The 21,445-nt window shown below is 68.1% G+C and carries 17 protein-coding genes; 9 read left to right on the forward strand and 8 right to left on the reverse strand.

Features of this window, described 5'->3' with window-relative positions; genetic code table 11:
• Positions 1-108: 108 nt before the first annotated feature.
• The 4 genes from CJ014_RS15335 to CJ014_RS15350 all read right to left on the reverse strand — a co-directional run bounded on the left by CJ014_RS15335 (position 109) and on the right by CJ014_RS15350 (position 2,034).
• Positions 109-792, reverse strand: coding sequence for a class I SAM-dependent methyltransferase (locus CJ014_RS15335; protein ID WP_118847926.1), 684 nt, complete (start codon positions 790-792; stop codon positions 109-111).
• Complete coding sequence (locus CJ014_RS15340) at positions 759-1,172, reverse strand: EVE domain-containing protein (protein WP_100081363.1); 414 nt, start codon at positions 1,170-1,172, stop codon at positions 759-761. Before CJ014_RS15340 ends, CJ014_RS15335 begins: the two co-directional genes overlap by 34 nt.
• 31 nt (positions 1,173-1,203) lie before the next feature.
• A complete protein-coding gene (locus CJ014_RS15345) occupies positions 1,204-1,488 on the reverse strand; it encodes a YciI family protein (protein WP_100081364.1) in 285 nt (94 codons plus the stop codon).
• 225 nt (positions 1,489-1,713) lie between these two features.
• Positions 1,714-2,034, reverse strand: a complete 321-nt coding sequence (locus tag CJ014_RS15350; protein ID WP_100081365.1) for a hypothetical protein — start codon at positions 2,032-2,034, stop codon at positions 1,714-1,716.
• A 313-nt stretch (positions 2,035-2,347) separates the two neighbouring features.
• Between CJ014_RS15350 and CJ014_RS15355 the strand changes: the two genes are divergently transcribed.
• From CJ014_RS15355 to pyc, 5 genes are all read left to right on the forward strand, one after another.
• Positions 2,348-2,872, forward strand: coding sequence for a peptide deformylase (locus CJ014_RS15355; protein WP_100081366.1), 525 nt, complete (start codon positions 2,348-2,350; stop codon positions 2,870-2,872).
• A 53-nt stretch (positions 2,873-2,925) separates the two neighbouring features.
• Positions 2,926-3,717, forward strand: coding sequence for a DeoR/GlpR family DNA-binding transcription regulator (locus CJ014_RS15360; protein ID WP_100081367.1), 792 nt, complete (start codon positions 2,926-2,928; stop codon positions 3,715-3,717).
• Positions 3,718-3,936: 219 nt separating this feature from the next.
• Positions 3,937-5,493 carry an OpgD/OpgG family glucan biosynthesis protein gene (locus CJ014_RS15365; RefSeq protein WP_207765763.1) on the forward strand — a complete coding sequence of 519 codons (1,557 nt, stop codon included), beginning with the start codon at positions 3,937-3,939 and terminating at the stop codon, positions 5,491-5,493.
• Positions 5,481-7,670, forward strand: a complete 2,190-nt coding sequence (gene mdoH / locus CJ014_RS15370; protein WP_207765764.1) for a glucans biosynthesis glucosyltransferase MdoH — start codon at positions 5,481-5,483, stop codon at positions 7,668-7,670. Before CJ014_RS15365 ends, mdoH begins: the two co-directional genes overlap by 13 nt.
• A 279-nt stretch (positions 7,671-7,949) precedes the next feature.
• Complete coding sequence (gene pyc / locus CJ014_RS15375; protein ID WP_100081474.1) at positions 7,950-11,390, forward strand: pyruvate carboxylase; 3,441 nt, start codon at positions 7,950-7,952, stop codon at positions 11,388-11,390.
• Between the two features lie 11 nt (positions 11,391-11,401).
• Here pyc and CJ014_RS15380 read toward each other — a convergent pair whose 3' ends face one another.
• Positions 11,402-12,229, reverse strand: coding sequence for an inositol monophosphatase family protein (locus tag CJ014_RS15380; protein WP_165790852.1), 828 nt, complete (start codon positions 12,227-12,229; stop codon positions 11,402-11,404).
• Positions 12,230-12,359: 130 nt separating this feature from the next.
• On the opposite strand from CJ014_RS15380, the gene CJ014_RS15385 reads away from it, so the two are divergent.
• The 4 genes from CJ014_RS15385 (at position 12,360) to CJ014_RS15400 (ending at position 19,114) form a co-directional block, all read left to right on the forward strand.
• Positions 12,360-13,244, forward strand: a complete 885-nt coding sequence (locus CJ014_RS15385; protein ID WP_207765765.1) for a YhjD/YihY/BrkB family envelope integrity protein — start codon at positions 12,360-12,362, stop codon at positions 13,242-13,244.
• A 112-nt stretch (positions 13,245-13,356) separates the two neighbouring features.
• On the forward strand, positions 13,357-13,668 hold the full coding sequence (locus CJ014_RS15390) for a hypothetical protein (protein ID WP_100081370.1): 312 nt from the start codon (positions 13,357-13,359) through the stop codon (positions 13,666-13,668).
• 196 nt (positions 13,669-13,864) lie between these two features.
• On the forward strand, positions 13,865-18,607 hold the full coding sequence (locus CJ014_RS15395) for an NAD-glutamate dehydrogenase (RefSeq protein WP_100081371.1): 4,743 nt from the start codon (positions 13,865-13,867) through the stop codon (positions 18,605-18,607).
• Positions 18,608-18,775: 168 nt separating this feature from the next.
• Positions 18,776-19,114: a DUF2794 domain-containing protein gene (locus CJ014_RS15400; protein ID WP_425351923.1), complete on the forward strand. Its 339-nt coding sequence runs from the start codon at positions 18,776-18,778 to the stop codon at positions 19,112-19,114.
• A 12-nt stretch (positions 19,115-19,126) separates the two neighbouring features.
• Here CJ014_RS15400 and CJ014_RS15405 read toward each other — a convergent pair whose 3' ends face one another.
• Genes CJ014_RS15405 through CJ014_RS15415 form a run of 3 tightly spaced genes read right to left on the reverse strand, consistent with a single transcriptional unit; the run spans position 19,127 to position 21,403 of the window.
• The gene (locus CJ014_RS15405; protein ID WP_100081372.1) at positions 19,127-20,179 is read right to left on the reverse strand and encodes an aldo/keto reductase; all 1,053 of its coding nucleotides are present in this window, start codon (positions 20,177-20,179) and stop codon (positions 19,127-19,129) included.
• Positions 20,180-20,199: 20 nt separating this feature from the next.
• Positions 20,200-20,733: a DinB family protein gene (locus CJ014_RS15410; RefSeq protein WP_100081373.1), complete on the reverse strand. Its 534-nt coding sequence runs from the start codon at positions 20,731-20,733 to the stop codon at positions 20,200-20,202.
• 40 nt (positions 20,734-20,773) lie between these two features.
• Positions 20,774-21,403 (reverse strand): arylesterase, encoded by a 630-nt coding sequence (locus tag CJ014_RS15415; RefSeq protein WP_100081374.1) that lies wholly within the window; start codon positions 21,401-21,403, stop codon positions 20,774-20,776.
• Between the last annotated feature and the right edge of the window lie 42 nt (positions 21,404-21,445).

Genomic DNA, 21,445 nt, shown 5'->3' on the forward strand with positions numbered 1-21,445 from the left:
CGCGTCGGGCCCTCCTCGGCCAAACGGCAATCGGCTGCACTATGGTCCGTCAAAACACGTAAATCCATTAGCCGCCCGGCTAATTGGGCCGATGCGGGCCGGGCTTGATCAGGCGAAGCGCCAGACGCGGGTGGTTCTGACGTCGCGGTCCTCGATGGCGCGCGGCACCGGCACCTCGTAGCTGGCAAGCGGCGCGATGCCGGTAGCCGGCAGATAGGCGCGGCCGGGGTCGCCGAACAGCACGGCGGCGCCCGCCGCCTGCGCCGCGCGCAGGAAGGGCTCGACGCGGGCGGCCATAGGCCGCTCGTAGAACACGTCGCCGGCCAGAACGACGTCGAAGCCGGCGGCGCCGCGATCGAGAAAATCCGTGTCCGGCGCGGTGACGGCCACGCCGTTGTCGCCGGCGTTGATCAGGATGGCGGCCCGGGCGTAGGCGTCGATGTCGGCCGCGACGACGTCGCGGGCGCCGGCGAGCTTGGCGGCGATGGCGACGATGCCGGAACCGGCGGCGAAATCGAGCACGCGGGCGCCGCGGACGATCTCCGGATGGTCGAGCACGTGGCGGGCGAGCGCTTGGCCGCCGGCCCAGGCGAAGGCCCAAAAGGGCGGCGGCAGGCCGGCCCGGCCGAGGTCCGCCTCGGTGGCCTGCCAGAGGTCCATCGCCTCGTCGGCGAGCCGCAGTCGAATTTCCGGGATCAGCGGCGGCGCTTTGGAGCGGGTCTCGCGCAGGACGAAGGCGCGCTCGCGGGAAAGATCGCTCACCGTCCGGCCATGGCGAGGACGGTTTCCCATTCCTCGTCGGTCACCGGCTGAACCGAAAGGCGCATCGAGGTGACCAGGCTCATCTTGGACAGCGACGGCTCCGCCTTGATTTCGGCGAGCGTGACCGGGCGCTTGAGGTCGCGGACCGCCCGCACGTCGACGCAGTCCCAGCGCGGATCGGCGCTGGTGCTGTCGGGGTGGGACGGAGCGATCACCTCGCAGATGCCGACGACGGCGAGGCCCTCGTTGGAATGGTAGAAGAAGCCCTGGTCGCCCACCTGCATGGCCCGCATGTTGTTGCGGGCGAGATAGTTGCGCACGCCGTCCCATTCGGTGCCGGCATCGCCCCTTGCCTTGAGGTCGGCGAAGGAAAACTTGAAGGGTTCGGACTTGAACAGCCAGTGGGCCATGGGCGCTCCCCGTCGCGGCGTGGCGGCGGCGTCAGCCGGGCGCGCCGATCGCCCATTTCCACGGCTTGATGTCGACGCTCTCGAACAGGCCGGCCCGGGCATAGGGATCCTCGGCCAGCACGGTCTGCAGCGTCTTGAGATCGACCGCCTCGGTGATCAGCAGCGAGCCGATCATGTTGCCGGCGTCGTCGAGATAGGGGCCGCCGACCAGGATGGTGTCGGCGTTGGCCTTGACATATTCGAGATGGGCGGCGCGGTTGGCCTGCCGGACGGGAAGATGCCCCGCCTTGTCGATGCAACTGACGACATAATGCATGGTTCGCCTCGAATGCGACGATGGAATGAGGCGGACCCTAGAGCATTTCCCGACCGGATGGAACACTCTGATCGCAAAGGCGATGCGCCGGATCGCCGGAACGCGGGGACAGCAGGTTGGGCCGGGGGCGGACCCATGCAATTGGCCCCGGCGGGGTCAGCCGCCGGGGCCACATGGAGGGGATCATCCTTTTCGGCCGCCCGCGTTCCAGCGGCCGGACCGGATTCAGATGGCGACGACTTCCGGTATGGCCGAGGTGGCCGGCGCGCCGAGGGCGCGGTGATAGGCGGCGCCGATGCCGCTGATGATGCCGGGGGCGAACACGTCGATCACCTCGGCGCGGACGCGGGCGGCATAATCGCCGGCCACCGACAGGAAGGTCAGCGGCGGAAAGACGAAGGTCCGCTCGGCGGAGCTGACGGTCGGCGCCGTCATGGCCGCGACGACCACCGACTTCGGAACGTTCATATTGAAGGCGAAGGCGCCGGTGGAGGAGGCAGCGACGAGGAGGGAAGCGGCTGCCGCGGCGACGAGAAGGCGTTTCATCTTGCAGGAACTCCTGAACGCGATTGCCTGCCTTGTAGCAGTGCCGATTGAAGGCCTCGTTCCGAGACGGACGGCAATTTTTTCCTTTCGGGCAGGTTTCCGTTAACCGTTGGCGCGTCCTCGTTCACCGGTCGTCAACCATGCCGGCGCCGCATTTACAGTAGCTTGGCGGAAATGGCGCTTCTTCGGGATTTTCGCGGTGAACGGCCGTTAGGAATTATGAATATTCCGCTGCCATTAAATATTATTACTTATGAAGTTCCCCGAAAGAGCGATGGTAAGACTTTGTTGATGCTGTTGCGAGATTCCCGCCATGACGCTGCCGAACCTGCTGGCATATCCTGATCCGCGGCTTCGGGCCGTCGCCGCGCCGGTCGTTGCCTTCGACGGCGGGCTCGGCGAACTGGCGGCCGACCTCGTCGCCGCCGTCGAGGCGGCGCCGGCCGTCGGCCTTGCCGCCTCGCATATCGGCGTGCTGCGGCGGGTGATCGCGGCCCGGCCGCCGGGCGGGGCGGCGGTCCGCGTCTACGTCAACCCGGTGATCGAATGGGCTTCCGCCGAGACCATGGTCAACGAGGAAGGGTCGGTCTCCATGCCCGGCGTGAGTGCTGAAATCGAACGGCCGCGGGCGGTGCGCGTCGTCTATTCCGATCTCGACGGCGCCGGCCGCGTCGAGGAGGCGGAAGGCTTCCACGCCGCCGTGCTGCAGCACGAGATCGACCAGCTCGACGGCCTGTTCTGGATCGAACGGCTGTCGCGCCTCAAAAGGGAGCGATTGATCAAGAGATACCAGAAGCTCGGCGGCCGATCGGCCCCGCTCGCCATTTTGCCGCCGTAAGATTTTCCCATACGTCGCTAAACCCGCCCGCCAACCGCTGTCCCTGGAAAGCCATGCTGATCGGCCGCCAACACGCCATCCTGGAGCTTGCCCGCGAGGTCGGTCGCGTGCTGGTCGACGATCTCGCCGCGCGCTTCGAGGTGTCGCCGCAGACCATCCGCAAGGATCTCAACGAGCTCTGCGACCGCCGACTGCTCGCCCGCGTGCACGGCGGCGCCGTGCTGGCCTCGACGGTGAAGAACGTCGGCTATGAGGCGCGGCGGCAGATCGCCGCTTCCGAGAAACGGGCGATCGGCGAAGCCGCCGCCGCCCTCGTTCCCAACGACGCGTCGCTGTTCATCAATATCGGCACCACCACCGAGGCGGTGGCGCAGGCGCTGCTGCAGCATTCCGGATTGATGGTGATCACCAACAACATCAATGTCGCCAACCTGATGCGCGCCTATTCGGGCATCGACGTGGTGATCGCCGGCGGCCAGGTGCGCCATGCCGACGGCGGCATCATCGGCGAGGCGGCGGTCGACTTCATCCGCCAGTTCAAGGTGGATTTCGCCATCGTCGGCGCATCGGCGATCGACGAGGACGGCGCGCTCTACGACTACGATTTTCGCGAGGTGAAAGTGGCGCAGGCGATCATCGCCAATGCTCGCCGGGTGATCCTGGTGGCCGACGAGACCAAGTTCGAACGCACCGCGCCGGTCAGGATCGGCTCGGTTGCCCAGGTGGACGTCTTCGTCACCGATCGTTGCCCGCGCGAGGGCGTGCGGGGGCTATGCGCCGAGGCCGGGGTGGAGCTCATCGAGACGGCGGCCGATCATGGCGGGCATGCGGGCGAGGCTGTATAATTTCGATGGCTGGCAGCGTATGGTTCTATGCACCATCGTGTCGGTCTGGTATCCACATGACATGTTGGAATCCAACGGGGTAAGAGGGCATTTTAGGGAATTCGGGTAAGCCGGCGCCGCACCGTGGCGGCCTGGAGGGAACTTTATGTTTCGCCCGCTGTTCCCGCGCCCATGTGAATGACGAGTGGAGCCGCTGTGGACCTTTCTGTCGGGAATCCCATGATTGATCGCCGTGACTTTTTGGCGCGAGCGTTGACGGCGGTCGGCGCCGTCGTGGTTGCGACCGGCGTGCCAGTCGCAGCGCGGGCGGCGACCCAGCAGCAGTTCGCCGTCACCGGACCGTTCACCCGTTCGACGGTGGCCGAGATCGCCCGCGCCCTTGCCAAGAAGGCCTACGAGGCGCCGGACACCAGCCTGCCGCCCATTCTCGAGAACCTTACCTACGATCAGTATCGCGACATCCGCTTCCGTCCCGAGGCGGCCATCTGGGCGGACAAGGGATTGCCCTACCAGATGCAGCTCTTCCATCGCGGTTCCTACTTCAAGGAGCCGGTGGAGATGGCGCTGGTCGAGAACGGCCAGGCGACGCACGTCCCCTACGACCCCAATCTGTTCAACTACGGGCCGCTGGTGCCGCAGCCGATCCCGGCCGAGGACATCGGCTTCTCCGGCTTCCGCCTGCACGCGCCGCTCAACAAGCCCGACGTGTTCGACGAGGTGCTGGTGTTCCAGGGGGCGAGCTACTTCCGTTCGCTGGGCAAGGACCAGACCTACGGCCTGTCGGCGCGCGGCCTGGCTCTCAAGACCGCCGATCCCGAAGGCGAGGAGTTTCCGCTGTTCCGGGCCTTCTGGGTGGAGACGCCGGCCGCCGGCTCGGACACCTGCGTCGTCAACGCGCTGCTCGACAGTCCCTCGGTATCCGGCGCCTACCGCTTCACCATTCGGCCGGGACTGCCGACCACCATCGACGTCGAGGCGCAACTGTTCCCGCGCGCCGACCTTGAGAAGGTCGGCCTGGCGCCGGGCACCTCGATGTTCTACTTCTCGGCCAACGGCCGTACGGAAATCGACGATTTCCGGCCGGAGGTGCACGATTCGGACGGCCTTCTGATGGTCACCGGCCGCGGCGACCGCTGGTGGCGGCCGCTGGCCAATCCGAAAGAGCTGCAGATTTCCGCCTTCCAGGACCGCAGCCCGCGCGGCTTCGGCCTCATCCAGCGCGACCGCAGCTTCCTGTCCTACCAGGATCTCGAAGCCGCTTATCAGCGGCGGCCATCGCTGTGGATCGAGCCGGTGGGCGACTGGGGCGCCGGCGCGGTGACGCTGGTGGAAATTCCCACCAACTCGGAAATTCACGACAACATCGTCGCCTACTGGGCGCCGCAGGACAAGATTCCGGCCGGCACCGAGTTTTTCTTCGCCTACCGCCTGTTCTGGGGCGGCGATCCGACGTTGTCGGCCGGCGCCGCCTATGTCGCGGCCACCCGGTCGGGCCGGGCCGGTGTCGGCGGACCGACGCCGGTGCGGCTGTTCGTCATCGACTATGGCTTCTACGAGGAAGTCGACCCGGCCAAGCTCGGGACCGCCAAGGCGTCGGTGCAGGCTTCCAAGGGCACGGTGAAGAACGTCGTCGTCATCGCCAATCCCGAAACCCGCGGCATGCGCCTCACCTTCGAGCTCGATCCGCAAAACGAGACCCTGATCGAGCTCACGGCGGCCCTTGCCTTCGAATCGGGGCAGACGGCCGAGACCTGGGCCTTCCGATGGACAGCATAATTCGCGACGTCGCCGTCAACGGGCGGTACGCTCCCGGCATGCCGCCGGAACATCCGGCCGACATGCCGGCGCAGGATCTGAGACGCTTCCGCCGCAAGGGGCGCCGCCGCCTGGTCAACCCCCAGAGCCGCTCGTCGTTCCTCAAGCGTTTCGCGGTGATCGGCGGCACGGCGGCGCTGCTCGCCTATGCCGCGAGCGAGATGTACGCGGTGCTGGCGCTCGGCGACCTGACGCCCATCGAACGCGTCGTGCTCGGCCTGTTCATCATCACCTTCGCCTGGATCGCCCTGTCCTCGGTGGCCTCCGTCTTCGGCTTTCTGAAGCTGGTCGGCCGGCGGTTCGCCCGGCCGGCGCCCTGGTCGGACGAGCCGCTGCGCAAGCGCACAGCCATGCTGATGCCGACCTACAACGAGGATCCCTCGCGCATCTTCGCCGCCATCGAGGCGATGGCCCGCGACGTCGAGGCGCTCGGCCAGAGCCACGCCTTCGACTGGTTCGTGCTGGCCGACACCACCGATCCCGAGGTGGTGCTGCAGGAGGAGGCGGCCTTGCTCGCCGCCCGCGAGCGCATCGGCGGCTTCACCCGCGTCTACTACCGGCGGCGGCGCAACAACACTGCCAAGAAGGCCGGCAACGTCGGCGACTTCTGCAAGCGCTGGGCGAGCGCCTACGACCACCTCCTGGTACTCGACGCCGACAGCCTGATGGAAGGGCGCACCATCATCGAACTGGCGCGCCGGATGGAGGCCGACCCCGACGCCGGCCTCATCCAGACCATCCCGACGCTGGTCAACGGCACGACGGTGATGGCGCGGCTGCAGCAATTCGCCGGCCGGGTCTACGGGCCGGTGGTCGGCACCGGCCTGTCCTGGTGGGTGCAGAAGGAAGGCAATTTCTGGGGCCACAACGCCATCATCCGCACCGAGGCCTTCCTGAATTCGGCCGGGCTGCCGGAGCTCAGCGGCAAGCCGCCGTTCGGCGGCCACATCATGAGCCACGACTTCGTCGAGGCGGCGCTGATCCGCCGCGCCGGCTGGAACGTCATCATCGCCGACGACCTCTCCGGTTCCTACGAGGAAAGCCCGCCGTCGCTGGTCGATCTCGCCATCCGCGATCGCCGCTGGTGCCAGGGCAATCTGCAGCACCTGAAGGTGATCGGCGGGCGGGGCCTGCACTGGGTGTCGCGCTCGCACATCCTCACCGGCATCATGAGCTATCTCGCCTCGCCCTTGTGGCTGCTGCTGATCCTCTCCGGTCTGGCGCTGACGCTGCAGGCCCACTACATCCGGCCGGAATATTTCAAGGACGAGTTCCAGTTGTTCCCGTCGTGGCCGCGCATCGACGCCGAGCGGGCGCTGGCGCTGTTCGCGCTCACCATGGGCGTGCTGTTCCTGCCCAAGGTGCTGGGCCTTCTCGCCTTCTTCTTCAACTCGCGCGACCGCAAGGCGGCGGGCGGCTTCCTCGGCCTTATCCTGTCGTTCCTCTTCGAAGTGGTCGTTTCGGCGCTGGTGGCGCCGATCATGATGCTGATCCAGACCGGCGCCGTGACCGAAATCGTGCTGCACCGCGACGCCGGCTGGAAGCCGCAGCGGCGCGACGACGGCGGTTTGCCGCTCAGCGATCTCTTCGTCCGCCACCGCTGGCACATGCTGGCCGGCCTCGCGCTGGCCTGGGCGGCGATCGCCGATAGCTGGGTGCTGTTCGCCTGGCTGTCGCCGGCGATTCTCGGCATGGTGTTCGCCGTGCCGATCTCCGGTCTCACCGGCTCCAATGCCGTCGGCCGCTTCGTGAAATGGCTGGGCCTTCTGAGGATTCCCGAGGAACGCCAACGGCCCGGCATCCAGGGACGCATGGACGAGGCCCGGCCGGCCTATGTCGAGGCGGTCGCCGCCACGCCCAGCCTGGTCGACATCGTCGCCGATTCCGACCTCTTGATGCAGCATCTGGCGCTGGTCGACCGGATGGCGCCGCGGCCGCCCGGCCGCGTCGATCCGGTGTCGGCGCTGGCGCTGGCCAAGATCGGCGAGGCCGAGACCGTCGAGGAGGGGGTTTCCTTCCTGGACGCCAAGGAGCGGGCGACGCTGATCGCCACGCCGCGCATTCTCGACGCGCTGGCACAGAAGCCGCTCAACCGTCAGGTCCTGGCGGAGCGAACCGTGGCGGCGCGGTCCGCCTGAGCGGCGCGCGACGGTTGTCGCGTGTCGCCATGCAAGCCGGATAAGGCCGGCATGCGCGTTTTGCATGGCCTATTCCGGTTCCGACTGGGAACCTCGATGGCGGTGTGACGTAAGTGACGGCGAGGCCTTATAAATCTAAATCGGTTTGATCGTTGTGACGCCTTTCTTCGCATCCGGCCTTCTCCCAAAGGACGAGGGCAAAAAGCGTCGTGGGGATATGACATTAGCGGTCAAGCCTGCTAGGGAACCACCAACGTAGTTTCCCTTATGGAGCTTGCCGTGCCGATCACCAAGGTGCTTGTCGCCAACCGATCCGAAATCGCCATTCGCGTTTTCCGCGCCGCCAACGAGCTCGGCCTCAAGACGGTCGCCGTCTTCGCCGAGGAGGACCGGCTGGCGTTGCACCGCTTCAAGGCCGACGAGGCCTATCAGATCGGCGCTGGCCTCGGACCGATCGAGGCCTATCTCAGCATTCCCGAGATCCTGCGCGTCGCCAAGGAATCCAAGGCCGACGCCATTCACCCCGGCTACGGCCTGTTGTCGGAGAGTCCGGAATTCGCCGAGGCCTGCCGCGACGCCGGCATCACCTTCATCGGTCCGTCGCCGGAGACCATGCGCCAGCTCGGCAACAAGGTGGCGGCGCGCAACCTCGCCATCGAGGCGGGCGTGCCGGTAATGCCGGCCACCGACCCGCTGCCCGACGACATGGAGGTGGTGAAGGCGGAGGCCAAGCGCATCGGCTATCCGGTGATGCTGAAGGCGTCCTGGGGCGGCGGCGGCCGCGGCATGCGCGTCATCCGCGACGAGGCGGCGCTGCTGCGCGAGGTGGTGACGGCCAAGCGCGAGGCGATGGCCGCCTTCGGCAAGGACGAGGTCTATCTCGAGAAGCTGGTCGAGCGGGCCCGTCACGTCGAGGTGCAGATCCTCGGCGACACCCACGGCAACATCGTCCACCTGTTCGAGCGCGACTGCTCGGTGCAGCGGCGCCACCAGAAGGTGGTCGAGCGGGCGCCGGCGCCCTATCTCACCGATGCGCAGCGCGCGGAAATCACCGGCTACGGCGTCACCATCGCCAAGGCGGCCAACTATTATTGCGCCGGCACCGTCGAGTTCCTGATGGATGCCGACAGCGGCGCCTTCTACTTCATCGAGGTCAACCCGCGCATTCAGGTCGAGCATACCGTCACCGAGGAGGTGACCGGCATCGACGTGGTGCGCGCCCAGATCCGCATCCTCGAAGGCGCCCGGATTGGCTCGCCCGACTCGGGCGTGCCCGTCCAGGAGGAGATCCGCCTGCACGGCCATGCGCTGCAGTGTCGCGTCACCACCGAGGATCCCGAGCAGAATTTCATTCCCGACTACGGCCGGATCACCGCCTATCGCGGCGCCACCGGCTTCGGCATCCGTCTCGACGGCGGCACCGCCTATGCCGGCGCGGTGATCACCCGCTTCTACGATCCGCTCCTGGAGAAGGTCACCGCCTGGGCGCCGACGCCGATCGAGGCGATCAACCGCATGATGCGGGCCCTGCGCGAATTCCGTATCCGCGGCGTCGCCACCAACCTGACCTTCCTCGAGAGCATCATCTCGCATCCGAAGTTCCAGCAGAACCGCTACACCACCCGTTTCATCGACGAGACGCCGGAGCTGTTCCAACTGGTGAAGCGGCGGGACCGGGCGACCAAGCTCCTGACCTATATCGCCGACGTCACCGTCAACGGCCATCCGGAGACCCGCAGCCGGCCGAAGCCGGGCGAGGGGGCAAAGCCGGTGGTGCCGGTGTTTTCCGGCGGCGTCACGCCGGGTACCCGCGACCTGCTGACATCTCGCGGACCGGAGGCGCTCGCCAAGTGGATCCGCGAGCAGAACAACGTGCTGGTGACCGACACCACCATGCGCGACGGCCACCAGTCGCTCCTGGCGACCCGCATGCGCACCCACGACATGGCCAACATCGCCGAGGCCTACGCCCGCGGCTTGCCGGGCCTGTTCAGCCTGGAATGCTGGGGCGGCGCCACCTTCGACGTCGCCATGCGCTTCCTGACCGAGGATCCCTGGGAGCGGCTCGCCAAGATTCGCGACAAGGCGCCCAATATCCTGATGCAGATGCTGCTCAGGGGCTCGAACGGCGTCGGCTACAAGAACTACGCCGACAACGTCGTTCGCCATTTCGTGCAGCAGGCCGCCGAGGCCGGCGTCGACGTGTTCCGCGTGTTCGACTGCCTCAACTGGATCGACAACATGCGCGTCTCCATGGACGCCGTGCTCGACCAGGGCAAGGTGCTCGAGGCGGCCATCTGCTACACCGGCGACATCCTCGATCCCGACCGCGCCAAGTACGATCTCAAGTATTACGTCGGCATGACGCGCGAACTGGAGCATGCCGGGGCCCATATCATCGCCATCAAGGACATGGCGGGCCTGTTGAAGCCGGCGGCGGCGCGCGTGCTGTTCAAGGCGATGCGCGAGGCCACCGACCTGCCGATCCACTTCCATACCCACGACACCTCGGGCATTTCGGCCGCGTCGGTGCTGGCGGCGGTGGAGGAGGGCGTCGACATCGTCGACGCCGCCATGGACGCCTTTTCCGGCAACACCTCGCAGCCCTGCCTCGGCTCGATCGTGGCGGCGCTGGAGGGCGGGCCGCGGCCGACCGGCCTCGATCAGCAGGCCATCCGCCGCATCTCCTTCTACTGGGAGGCGGTGCGCAGCCGCTACGCCGCTTTCGAGAACGACCTGAAGGGACCGGCCTCGGAGGTCTACCTGCACGAGATGCCCGGCGGCCAGTTCACCAATCTCAAGGAGCAGGCCCGCTCGCTCGGCCTCGAGACGCGCTGGCACGAGGTGGCCAGGATGTATGCCGACGTCAACCGCATGTTCGGCGACATCGTCAAGGTGACGCCGTCGTCCAAGGTGGTGGGCGACATGGCGCTGTTGATGGTCTCCTCGGCCCTGACCCCGGCCGACGTGCTCGACCCGGAGAAGGATGTGGCCTTCCCCGATTCGGTGGTGGAAATGTTCCATGGCGACCTGGGACAGCCGCCGGGCGGCTGGCCGAAGGACCTCCAGGCCAAGATCCTGAAGGGCGCCGAGCCGATCACCGTGCCGCCGGGCTCCCTGATCCCGCCGGTCGACCTCGAGGCGACGCGCGCCGAGCTGGCAGACAAGCTGTCCTGGACGCCGACCGACCAGGATCTCGCCAGCTACCTGATGTATCCCAAGGTGTTCCTCGACTTTGCCAGGTCGCAGGAGACCTACGGGCCGACCTCGGTGCTGCCGACGCCGGTCTATTTCTACGGCATGCAGGCGGGCGACGAGCTGAACATCGAGCTCGAGCGCGGCAAGTCGCTGGTGCTGATCTGCCAGGCGATCGGCGAGCCGGACAACGAAGGCATGGTCCGGGTGTTCTTCGAGCTCAACGGCCAGCCGCGCATGGTGCGGGTGCCCGACCGCTCGAGCGCCGCCTCGGCGCAGACGCAGCGGCGCAAGGCCGATGCCGGTGATCCGAGCCATGTGGCGGCGCCGATGCCGGGCGTCGTGTCGACGCTGGCGGTCAAGCCGGGCCAGGCGGTCAAGGCGGGCGACGTGCTCCTCTCCATCGAGGCGATGAAGATGGAAACGTCGATCCACGCCGAACGCGACGGTACCGTCGCCGAGGTGCTGGTCGCGGCCGGCGCCCAGATCGACGCCAAGGACCTGCTGGTGGTGCTCAAGGACTGAGGGGAAACCCCTCAGCCCCGGAGCGCCGTTGCCAGCTCGTTCCAGCTTGCCTCGTCCGGCGTCATCAGCAGGCCGCCGGCCCTGAGATCGGGCCGGTAGGGCGAGCCGTCGAGCAGCGCCGAATAGCCGCCGGCCTCGCGATGGATCAGCCAGCCGGCGGCGTGATCCCATGGCGACAGCTTGTGGTAGTAGCAAAAGTGGATGCGGCCGTCGACGAGCAGCCGCATCTCCTGCCCGCCGCAGCGGTAGTTCATGATGCCCCAGGCGCAGCTGAAGCCGGACAGCAGCCGGTCGCGCTCCTCGGGCGAGGCGTAGTACCAGCCGGCGCAGCCCTGCATGTCGGAAAGCGGCGCGGCCGGCGCCACCCTGAGCGGCCGGTCGGGCCGGCCGTTGCCGACGAGGAAGGCGCCGCCGCCGGCAATGGCGCAGGCGGCGTCGCCGCGCACCGGATCGTAGATGATGCCGCCCTTGACTTCGCCGCGCTCGATGACGGAGATGATCACCGCGAAGGCCGGGACGCCGTTGGCGTAGTTGAAGGTGCCGTCGATCGGATCGACGACGACGGCGCGCGGGGCTTCCATCAGCCGGTCGATCAGCGTCGGCTGCCGCTCCATGATCTCCTCGCCGAGAAACAGGAAATCGTCGCCCCAGGCGGCGCGGACACGTTTTGCGATCAGCTCCTCGGACGCAGTGTCGGCGATGGTGACGAAGTCCGAGGCATGCGCCTTGGTCTTGATGTCGGCGGCGGTCAGGTTCGAGAAGTGCGGCATGATCTCGGTGTCTGCCGCCGCCTTGGCGGTGGCGACGAGAAAATCGATGTCCTGGCGGGTGATGGTCATTGCGAACTCCGGATTATCCGCAGGATGGAATGCACCCAAAGGACGACGGGAGCAAGACGGCAGGCCGTGACGCACCCTTGCATTTTGCGGCGTTTCGCCCACCTTCTTCAAGGGATTACGGAGAAACGCCGTGCGGGCTATCGGACGCATCATCGGCCCGTTCTGGCGGGCCGCCCTGACCTTCAACGCCGCCGACGGCTGGGCAATCGCCTCGCACGTGGCGCTGTCGGCCCTGATGGCCATCTTCCCCTTTCTGATCTTCCTGACCGCCATTGCCGCCTTCTTCGACCTTTCCTCGCTGTCGGCCACGGTGGTGGCGCTGATCTTCGAAAGCGTGCCGGCCAGCATCGCCGCGCCGATCGCCGGCGAGGTGAAGAACGTGCTGCTGGTGCCGCGCGGCGACCTCTTGACGATCGGCGTGGCGCTGGCGCTCTGGTTCGCGTCCTCCGGCGTCGAGGCGATGCGCGTCGGCCTCAACCGCGCCTACGGCATGATCGAAGATCGCAATTTCATCCTGCTGAGGCTCCAGAGCATCGGCTTCGTGCTGTTGGGCACGCTGACCTTCCTCACCATCGCCTTTCTGGTGGTGCTGGCGCCGGTGGCCTGGAAGGGGCTCGTCCATCTGGTGCCGGCGATCGAAGCCTTCGCCTGGTCGCTGACGCTGCTGCGCTTCGGCTTGACGCTGGTGATCGCCGGCGCCGGGCTCCTGGCGTCGCATCTCTGGTTGCCGGCCGGCCGCCGCCGCATTACCGAAATCCTGCCCGGCGTCGGCCTGACGCTCGCCGCCTGGATCGCCGGCGCCTACGGCTTTTCGCTCTATCTCGCCGACTTCGCCAACTACGCCTCGACCTATGCGGGCCTCGCCGGCGTGATGACGGCGATCATCTTCCTCTACCTGATGGCCCTCATTCTGCTCTACGGCGCGACGCTCAACGCCGCCCTGGTCGAACGGCGGCGGCGCCGTGCCGCCGCGGCCGCTTCGCCGGAGGAACCATTGACATCCCCATGGCCATGATGGAAGCCGTAGGCTGCGGTGTTCCTACCGGCCTGCTCCGGTCGGCGGCCGCCGACACGCCAACCCTCGACCCATCCGTCCGGTCGTCGCGTCCGGACAACAGGAGACAGCCATGTATACGCTCGAAATCGCCGGCATCGCGATCGCTACCACCGACGCCGACGAGGCGGAAGCGCGCGAGATCTTCGAGAGCGAGGATTTCCTCGACGACATTCGCGGCTTCACGAGCGCCGGCGCCCCGGTTTGGGACGGCGTTTCTGCCTTCGTCATCCGCCCGGCCACCGAGGACGAGATCGATGCCTTCGGCGAAATCGAAGACTTCGAGGAGGACATCGAGGGCGAGGAAGCCGACGAATTCGACGAGGAGGGTGCCAACATCATGTTCCTCGTCGACATCGACCAGTTCGACGACGAGGAGGAATGAGGCCGTTTTCTGGAGAAGCGGCCGGCGCCGCGTCCGCAACAGCGCGAATTGGCATTGCTGCGCGGACCGGCTTGACTGGACACCTCGGACATTCGGGCGGCGGCCTTGCCGCCGCCTTTCCGGTTGCGCCTCTTTCTGATCGGCCGGAGCGGCGCAGCGGCCGGCGCCGGCCCATGCGGGGCGGCGGGAGTTGTCGATGAAGCGCGTGATGGAAGTGCTGAAGGAGGCACGCCTCGACGAGGCGGCCGATTTCGTCGCCCGCGGCGGCAGGCCGGAACTCGCCGGTCTATTGAAAACGCTCTACGGCAAGGGCGCCGCCGAGGATGTCGTCGCTTATACGGCGAACGAACTGATTGCCTTTGCCGAAGGGGCGATGTCGAGCCTGTCGCTCAGGGTGCCGGGCATCCATTCCATCCGCATCTACAATCCGGTCTGGGATGACGACGCCAGCCATCGCAAGGAAGTGACGGTCGTCGACATTCTCAACGACAACATGCCGTTCCTGGTCGATTCGGTGATGCAGGAGCTGACCGACGCCGGCATCGAGGTGCGCCTGATGGTGCATCCGATCCTGTCCGTGGTGCGCGGCATGAGCGGCCGCCTGCTGTCGATCGGCGAGGATCCCGACGCCGGCCGCGAGAGCTTCATCCATATCCACATCGCCCGGCTGCCCGACGCCATCGCCGCCGCCCAACTGGAAACGCGGCTCGACGGCTTGCTGACCGAGGTGCGCGCCGCGGTCGACGACTGGCCGCGCATGCAGGCGCTGGTCAAGTCGGTGATCAACGTCTACCGGCACACGCCGCCGCCGCTGCCGCCCGAGGCGGTGGCCGAGGCCGTCGAATTCCTGAACTGGCTCAACGACGACAATTTCACCTTCCTGGGCCTCCGGGAATATCTGGTCGGCGGCGATGGCGGCGGCGGCGAATCGCCGGCGCTGCTGAGCGCCGGCGCCGGTTACGGCCTGTTGCGCGATCCGGCGGTGCGGGTGCTGCGGCGCGGCCGCGAATTGGTGCAGGTGACGCCGGAGATCACCGAGTTCCTGCGGCAGGCCGAGCCGCTGATCGTCGCCAAGGCCAACGTCAAGGCGCGCGTCCATCGCCACGCCTATCTCGATTACATCGGCATCAAGCGCTACGACAGCGGCGGCCGCCTGATCGGCGAGATCCGGCTGCTCGGCCTGTTCACCTCGTCGGCCTACACCCGGTCCACCCATTCGATCCCCTATCTGCGCCGCAAGGTGGGAACGGTCATGGCCCGCGCCGGCTTCGATCCGGAAAGCCATTCCGGGCGGGCGCTGCGCAACATCCTCGAGAGCTATCCGCGCGACGAGCTGTTCCAGATCGACCTCGACACGCTCTTGGAATTTTCGCTGGCCATCCTCGAGCTCGGCGAGCGGCCGCGCATCCGCGTGTTGGCCCGCCGCGACAAGTTCGACCGCTTCGTCTCGCTTCTGGTCTACGTGCCGCGCGACCGCTACACCACCGACACCCGCATCGCCATCGGCGGCTATCTCGCCGATGCCTTCGCCGGCCGCGTTTCCTCGGTCTATCCGGCCTTCCCGGAAGGGCCGCTCGCCCGCGTCCACTATATCATCGGCCGCGACGAAGGGCCGACGCCGGCGGTCGCCCAGACCGAACTGGAGGCGGCGGTCGCCCGCATTACCCGCAACTGGGGCGACGGGTTCGCCGACGCCTGCCGGGCGAAGTTCGGTCCGGCGCGTGGCCGCAAGCTGATCGAGCTCTATGGCCGCGCCTTCCCCGAGGCCTATCGGGCGAGCTATGACGCCGAGACGGCGGTGGCCGACGTGGCGCTGCTCGAACTGTTCGTCGGCGACCGCTCCACGGCGGTCGATCTCATTGGCGGCGGCCTGCCGTCGCCGCGTGTCGCCATGCGCCTGATGAGCCGCGGCGGACCGGTGCCGCTGTCGGCGCGGGTGCCGGTGCTGGAAGCCATGGGCTTCACCGTGCTCGAGGAAAAGACCTTCGAGATCGAGCGTGTCGGCGAGATCATCGTGCTGCACGACATGGCGCTCCGCCGTGCCGACGGCGCCGACGTCGACCTCGCCCGCGATGGCAACCGGCTGAAGGCGCTGTTCATGGCGGTCTGGCTCGGCAGGGCCGACAGCGACCGGCTCAACGCGCTGACGCTCAACGCCGGCCTCGGCTGGCGCGAGATCGCCATGCTCAGAGCGCTCGCCCGCTATCTCGGCCAGATCGGCCTCGCCCATGGCCACGCCTATGTCGCCGAGGCCCTGGTGCGCAACGCCGGTGTCGCCGGCCTGCTGACCGGGCTGTTCACCGCCCGCTTCGATCCGGCGTTCTCCGGCGACCGCGCGGCCCGGCTCGCGCAACTGCACACCGAACTCGAGGCGGCGTTCCGGGACGTGCCGATCCTCGACGACGACCGCATCCTGCGGCGGCTCGCCAACCTGATCGAGGCGGCAACCCGCACCACTTTCTTCCAGATCGGCGCCGACGGCGAGCCGCATCCGGTAATGGCGTTCAAGTTCGATGCCGCGAAAATCGACGGCCTGCCGGCGCCGCGGCCCTTCGCCGAGATCTGGCTGCACGCCCCCGACGTCGAGGGCGTCCATCTCCGCTTCGGCAAGGTGGCGCGCGGCGGCCTGCGCTGGTCGGACCGGCCGGAGGACTTCCGCACCGAGATCCTCGGCCTCGTCAAGGCGCAGCAGGTGAAGAATGCGGTGATCGTGCCGGTGGGCGCCAAGGGCGGCTTCGTCGCCCGCCGCATCGGCGCCGATCGGGCGGCCGCCGGCGTCGCCGCCTATGAGCGCTACGTCGGCACGCTGATCGACCTCACCGACAATATCGTCGGCGACGCCGTCGTGCCGCCGTCGGCCACCGTCCGCTACGACGACGACGATCCCTATCTGGTGGTGGCCGCCGACAAGGGCACCGCCAGCTTCTCCGACGTCGCCAACCGCATCGCGCTGTCGCGCGGCTTCTGGCTCGCCGACGCCTTCGCCTCCGGCGGCTCGGCCGGCTACGACCACAAGAAGATGGGCATCACGGCGCGCGGCGCCTTCGTGGCCGTCAAGCGGCACTTCCGCGAACTGGACCTCGACGCCGAGGCCGATTCGTTCACCGCCGTTGGCGTCGGCGACATGTCGGGCGACGTGTTCGGCAATTTCATGCTGCTGTCGCCGTCGCTGCGGCTCGTCGCCGCTTTCGATCATCGCCACATCTTCATCGATCCGGCTCCCGACGCCGAGGCGGCGCTCGCCGAGCGGCGGCGGCTGTTCGCGTTGCCGCGTTCGAGCTGGGCCGACTACGATCCGGCGAAGCTGTCGCCGGGCGGCGGCGTCTTTTCGCGGACGCAGAAGTCGGTCGCGCTTTCGGCCGAGGCGCGGGTGGCGCTCGGCATCGAGGCGACGGCCCTCAGTCCGGACGAACTGGTCGCCGCGCTCCTCAGGGCGCCGGTCGACCTCCTGTTCTTCGGCGGCATCGGCACCTTCGTGCGCGGCGATGGCGAGAGCAACCTTGACGCCGGCGACCGTGCCAACGACGGTGTCCGCATCCCGGCCGGCGATCTCCGGGCCCGCGTCGTCGGCGAGGGCGCCAACCTCGGCATGACGCCGCGGGCGCGCGTCGACTTCGCCCGGCGCGGCGGACGCGTCAATTCCGACGCCATCGACAACGTCGGCGGCGTTGCCACGTCCGATGCCGAGGTCAACATCAAGATCGCGCTCGGGCGGGCGATGGCCGCCGGCCGGTTGACGCTTGCCGAGCGTGACGAACTGCTGGCCATCATGACCGGCGATGTCGCCGCCGGCGTGCTGCGGCTGTGCCGCCGGCAGGTGGTGGCGCTGTCGGTGACGCGGGCGCGCGGCGCCGGCGAGCTGCCGCGCCTGATGCGCCTGTCGGCCGTGCTCACCGAGCGGGGCCTGCTCGATCCGCATCGCGAGGGCCTGCCGGACGAGGCGGCCGCCGGCCGTCTCGCCGCCGCCGGTGAGACGCTGTCGCGGCCGGAGATCGCCATCCTGATGGCGCATGCCAAGCTGATGCTGGCCGACGAACTCTTCGCCGGCCGGCTGATCGACGATCCGGCGCTCGGCGATTGGCTGACCCACGCCTTCCCGCTGGCCATGCGGGCGCGCTTTGCCGAGGACATCGCCGCGCATCGCCTCGCCCGCGACATTCTCGCCACCCGCGTCGCCGGCGCGGCCGTCGATGCCGCCGGGCCGACCTTTGTCAGCCGGCTCGGCGACGAAGCGGCTGTCGGCGCCGAGGCGGCGGTTCGCGCCCTCGTCGTCGCCGCCGCGGCCTTCGGCACCGACGCGGTGACGGCGGAGATCGACGCCCTCGAGGGGAAGATCGCCGGCGCCGTCTGGGTCGAGCTGCGTCGCCGCGTCGCCGACTTCCTCACCGACGCCGCGCTGTGGGTGGCCCAGAACGGCCAGCCCGAGGGCGATCTCGCCGCCGCCATCGAGCGGCTTGCCGACGGCGTGCGCCGCTTCCGCGACAGCGCGCCGGCCGGCGTGGCCGATCGGCAGCTCATCGCGGCCGGCGTGCCCGAACCGCTGGCGACCCGCCTTGCCAGCCTGCCGGCCGAGCTCGGCAGCCTCGATCTCATCGTCATCGGCGAGGAGGTCGGGCGCGCCGTCGACGAGGTGCTGCCGGTGATGACGGCGATCGACGAGGCGATCGCCGCCGACCTCTTCGCCCGTCTGTCGGCGGTGGTGCGGCCGGCCGATCTCTACGAGGGACAGGCGGCCGAAATCGCCCGCCGCACCTTCGCGGCCGCCCGCCGCCATATCGTCGCCCGGGCGATCGCCGAGGGGGGCGCCGATCTCTGGACGACGGCGCGCGAAGCGCGCATCGGCCGGCTGAGGCAGCTCATCGGCGACCTGCTCGCCGGCGCGCCGACCGTCGCCAAGCTGACGGTGGCGGCCGGTCTTGTCGCAGAACTCGCCGAATAACGGTCGCCGCCTGCATGTTTCCTCGTTGCATTCGGCGGCGGCCGGCGCAATCATGACGGTGACGTGACGATCGCGGCCCGGAGGGTGTGCTTGAGCGGCGAGACCGACGAGGGAGCGGGCGAACCCGCAAATCTGATTGCACTGGCGCGCGGGACTCCGCAGGCGCCGGTGCCCACCGATTTCCGGCAGACGGCGGCGCGCGAGACGCCCTATGTCGCCTTCGACCGGCACGAGCTGTCCGAGATCCTGAAGGTCTACGGCCGCATGGTGGCGGTGGGGGAATGGCGCGACTATGCCATCGACCATCTTCCCGACCGCGCCGTCTTCTCGATCTTCCGGCGTTCGTCGGAGGTGCCGCTCTACCGGGTCGAGAAGAACCCGAAGCTGGCCCGCCGGCAGGGCGCCTATTCGGTGATCGCCCAGACCGGCATGATTCTGAAGCGCGGCGGCGAGCTGGCCCGCGTGCTGCGCGTCATCGACAAGTCCTGGCTCTCCGTCGCCGAGTGAGGTTGGTTCTCTTCAGGGGCAGGGATTGCCGAAGCGCTGGTGCAGGTCGTCGGCGGCCGCCTGCATGTCCTCCGTCCAGGTGAACTCCGCGGCGGCGAGATTGCTCGCCAACTGGCCCTCGCTGCTCGGCCCGATGATCACCGAGGCAACCGTCGGCTGGTTCATGGCAAAGGCGACGGCGAAGGTGACGGGGTCGGCGCCGAAGCGGTGGGCGAGATCGACATAGGCGCCGATCGCCGCATCGGCATGCGGCTTCTCGTAGCGCTGCAGGCGGTTGAACAGGGCCTTGCGGCTGTTGGCCGGCAGCGCGCCGTTGCGATACTTGCCGGTGAGATAGCCCTGGGCCAGCGGAGAATAGGGCAGAAGGCCGATCTCTTCCCGCAGCGCGATCTCGGCAAGACCGCCCTCCCAGGTGCGGTTGACGAGGCTGTAGGCGTTCTGCACCGACACGGGGCGCGGGCCGACACCGGCTTCGGCGGCGGCGATGAAGCGCATCAGGCCGTAGGGGCTGTCGTTGGAGAGGCCGAAGTGGCGGATCTTGCCGGCGGCGATGAGTTCGGCGAAGGCGGCGGCCGTTTCCTCGACCGCCGTCTCGTCGGCGGCCGGGACGAAGGGCTTGAAGCGCGTGGGCATGGTGCCCCAGTCGGAGACGACACGGTCGGGCCAGTGGATCTGGTAGAGATCGATATGGTCGGTCCTGAGCCGGCGCAACGATTTCTCGACGGCCTGGAAGATTTGCGCCCGGGTGAGGCGGGTCGGCGCGCCGTCGTCGCGGAACCAGTCGTTGGTGCCGCGGCCGCACACCTTGGTGGCGAGGATCACCTTGTTGCGCCGGCCGCGCGCCGCCAGCCAGTCGCCGACGATCGTCTCGGTCGCGCCCTGCGTTTCGCGCTTGGGCGGCACCGGGTACATCTCGGCGGTGTCGATGAAGTCGATGCCGAAGCCGACGGCGCGGTCGAGGATGGCGAAGGCCTCGTTTTGGCCGGTCTGCTGGCCGTAGGTCATGGTGCCGAGGCAGAGCGGCGTGACAACGAGATCCGAGCGGCCGAGGCGGCGTTTCTGCATGAAAGGAGCTTTCTTCGCGGTCAGTCGACGTCGGGAATGAGCGCCAGGAGGTCGGTGACGCCGACGTCCACGCCGGCCTGGGTGAGCAGCGTCGTCACCTGGCCGCGATGGTGGGTCTGGTGATTGAAGATGTGCGACAGCACCGACGCCAGCACTTTGTGCTGTCGTGTGCCGTCGGTCCGCCGGTAGTCGAGCGCTTCGGCGATGTCGGCATCGCTGAGGCCATCGACGAAGCCGATGACGAGGCGGTCGATACGCTCGCGGATCGGGCGCAGCCCGGACAGTTCCTCGGCAACGGCGAAGCGGACGCTGGTCGGCTGCGGCAGGCCGGCCAGATCGATCCGGCCGGCAAAGGGCGGATGGCCGGCGAGCCGGCCGAACCAGATGAGGTCGGACGCGACGAGGTGATTGAGCGTGCCGAGGATCGAGCCGAAGAAGGCGTTGCGATCACGGGCCAGCTCTTCGGCCGTCAGCCGCTCCGCCGTGTCGTAGATCTTGGTGTTCATCCAGGCGTTATAGGGCGCCATCAGGCGAAAATGGTCGAGGCTGCTCACCGGTCGTTCCCCCCAACTCGCTATTGTGCCGCCATAAATTCTAGCTCTTGTCGTTGATGCGCTCGATCAGCGCCTCGACCGAGGGCAGGATGCGTTCGACGATGATTTCCACGCCGGCGGCGTTGGGGTGCATGCGGTCGGCCTGGTTGAGGCTGGCGTCGCTGGCGACGCCGTCGAGGAAGAAGGGATAGAGGAGGGCGCCGTGTTTCTCGGCGAGCTCCGGGAAGATCGGATCGAAGCGGGCGGCATAGTCGGCGCCGAGGTTGGGCGCCGCCCGCATGCCGGCGACAAGCACGGGCAGGCCGGTGTCGTCGAGGCGCGACAGGAGTTCGTCGAGGCTGTCGCGGACAAGCGCCGGGTCATGGCCGCGCAGCATGTCGTTGGCGCCGAGCTCGACGATGACGCCGTCGGCGCCGTCGGCCAGCGCCCAGTCGAGACGGGCGAGGCCGTCGGCCACGGTGTCGCCGGAGACGCCGGCGTTGACGATGTCGACGTCATGGCCGCGCTTGACGAGCGCCGCCTCCAGTCGATCCGGGAAGGCCTCCTGGCCGAGGACGCCATAGCCGGCGGTGAGACTGTCGCCGAGCGCGACGATACGCATGGTCTTGGCCTCCGCGCCGACGATGCCGGCGAGGAGGGCGAGAACGAACGCAAATATCCGATGTCTCACGGCCTTTTGACCCGGCTTGCAATGGTTTCCGAGCCAACCATA

The sequence above is a fragment of the Pleomorphomonas carboxyditropha genome (genome assembly GCF_002770725.1).
Taxonomy (GTDB): Bacteria; Pseudomonadota; Alphaproteobacteria; order Rhizobiales; family Pleomorphomonadaceae; genus Pleomorphomonas; species Pleomorphomonas carboxyditropha.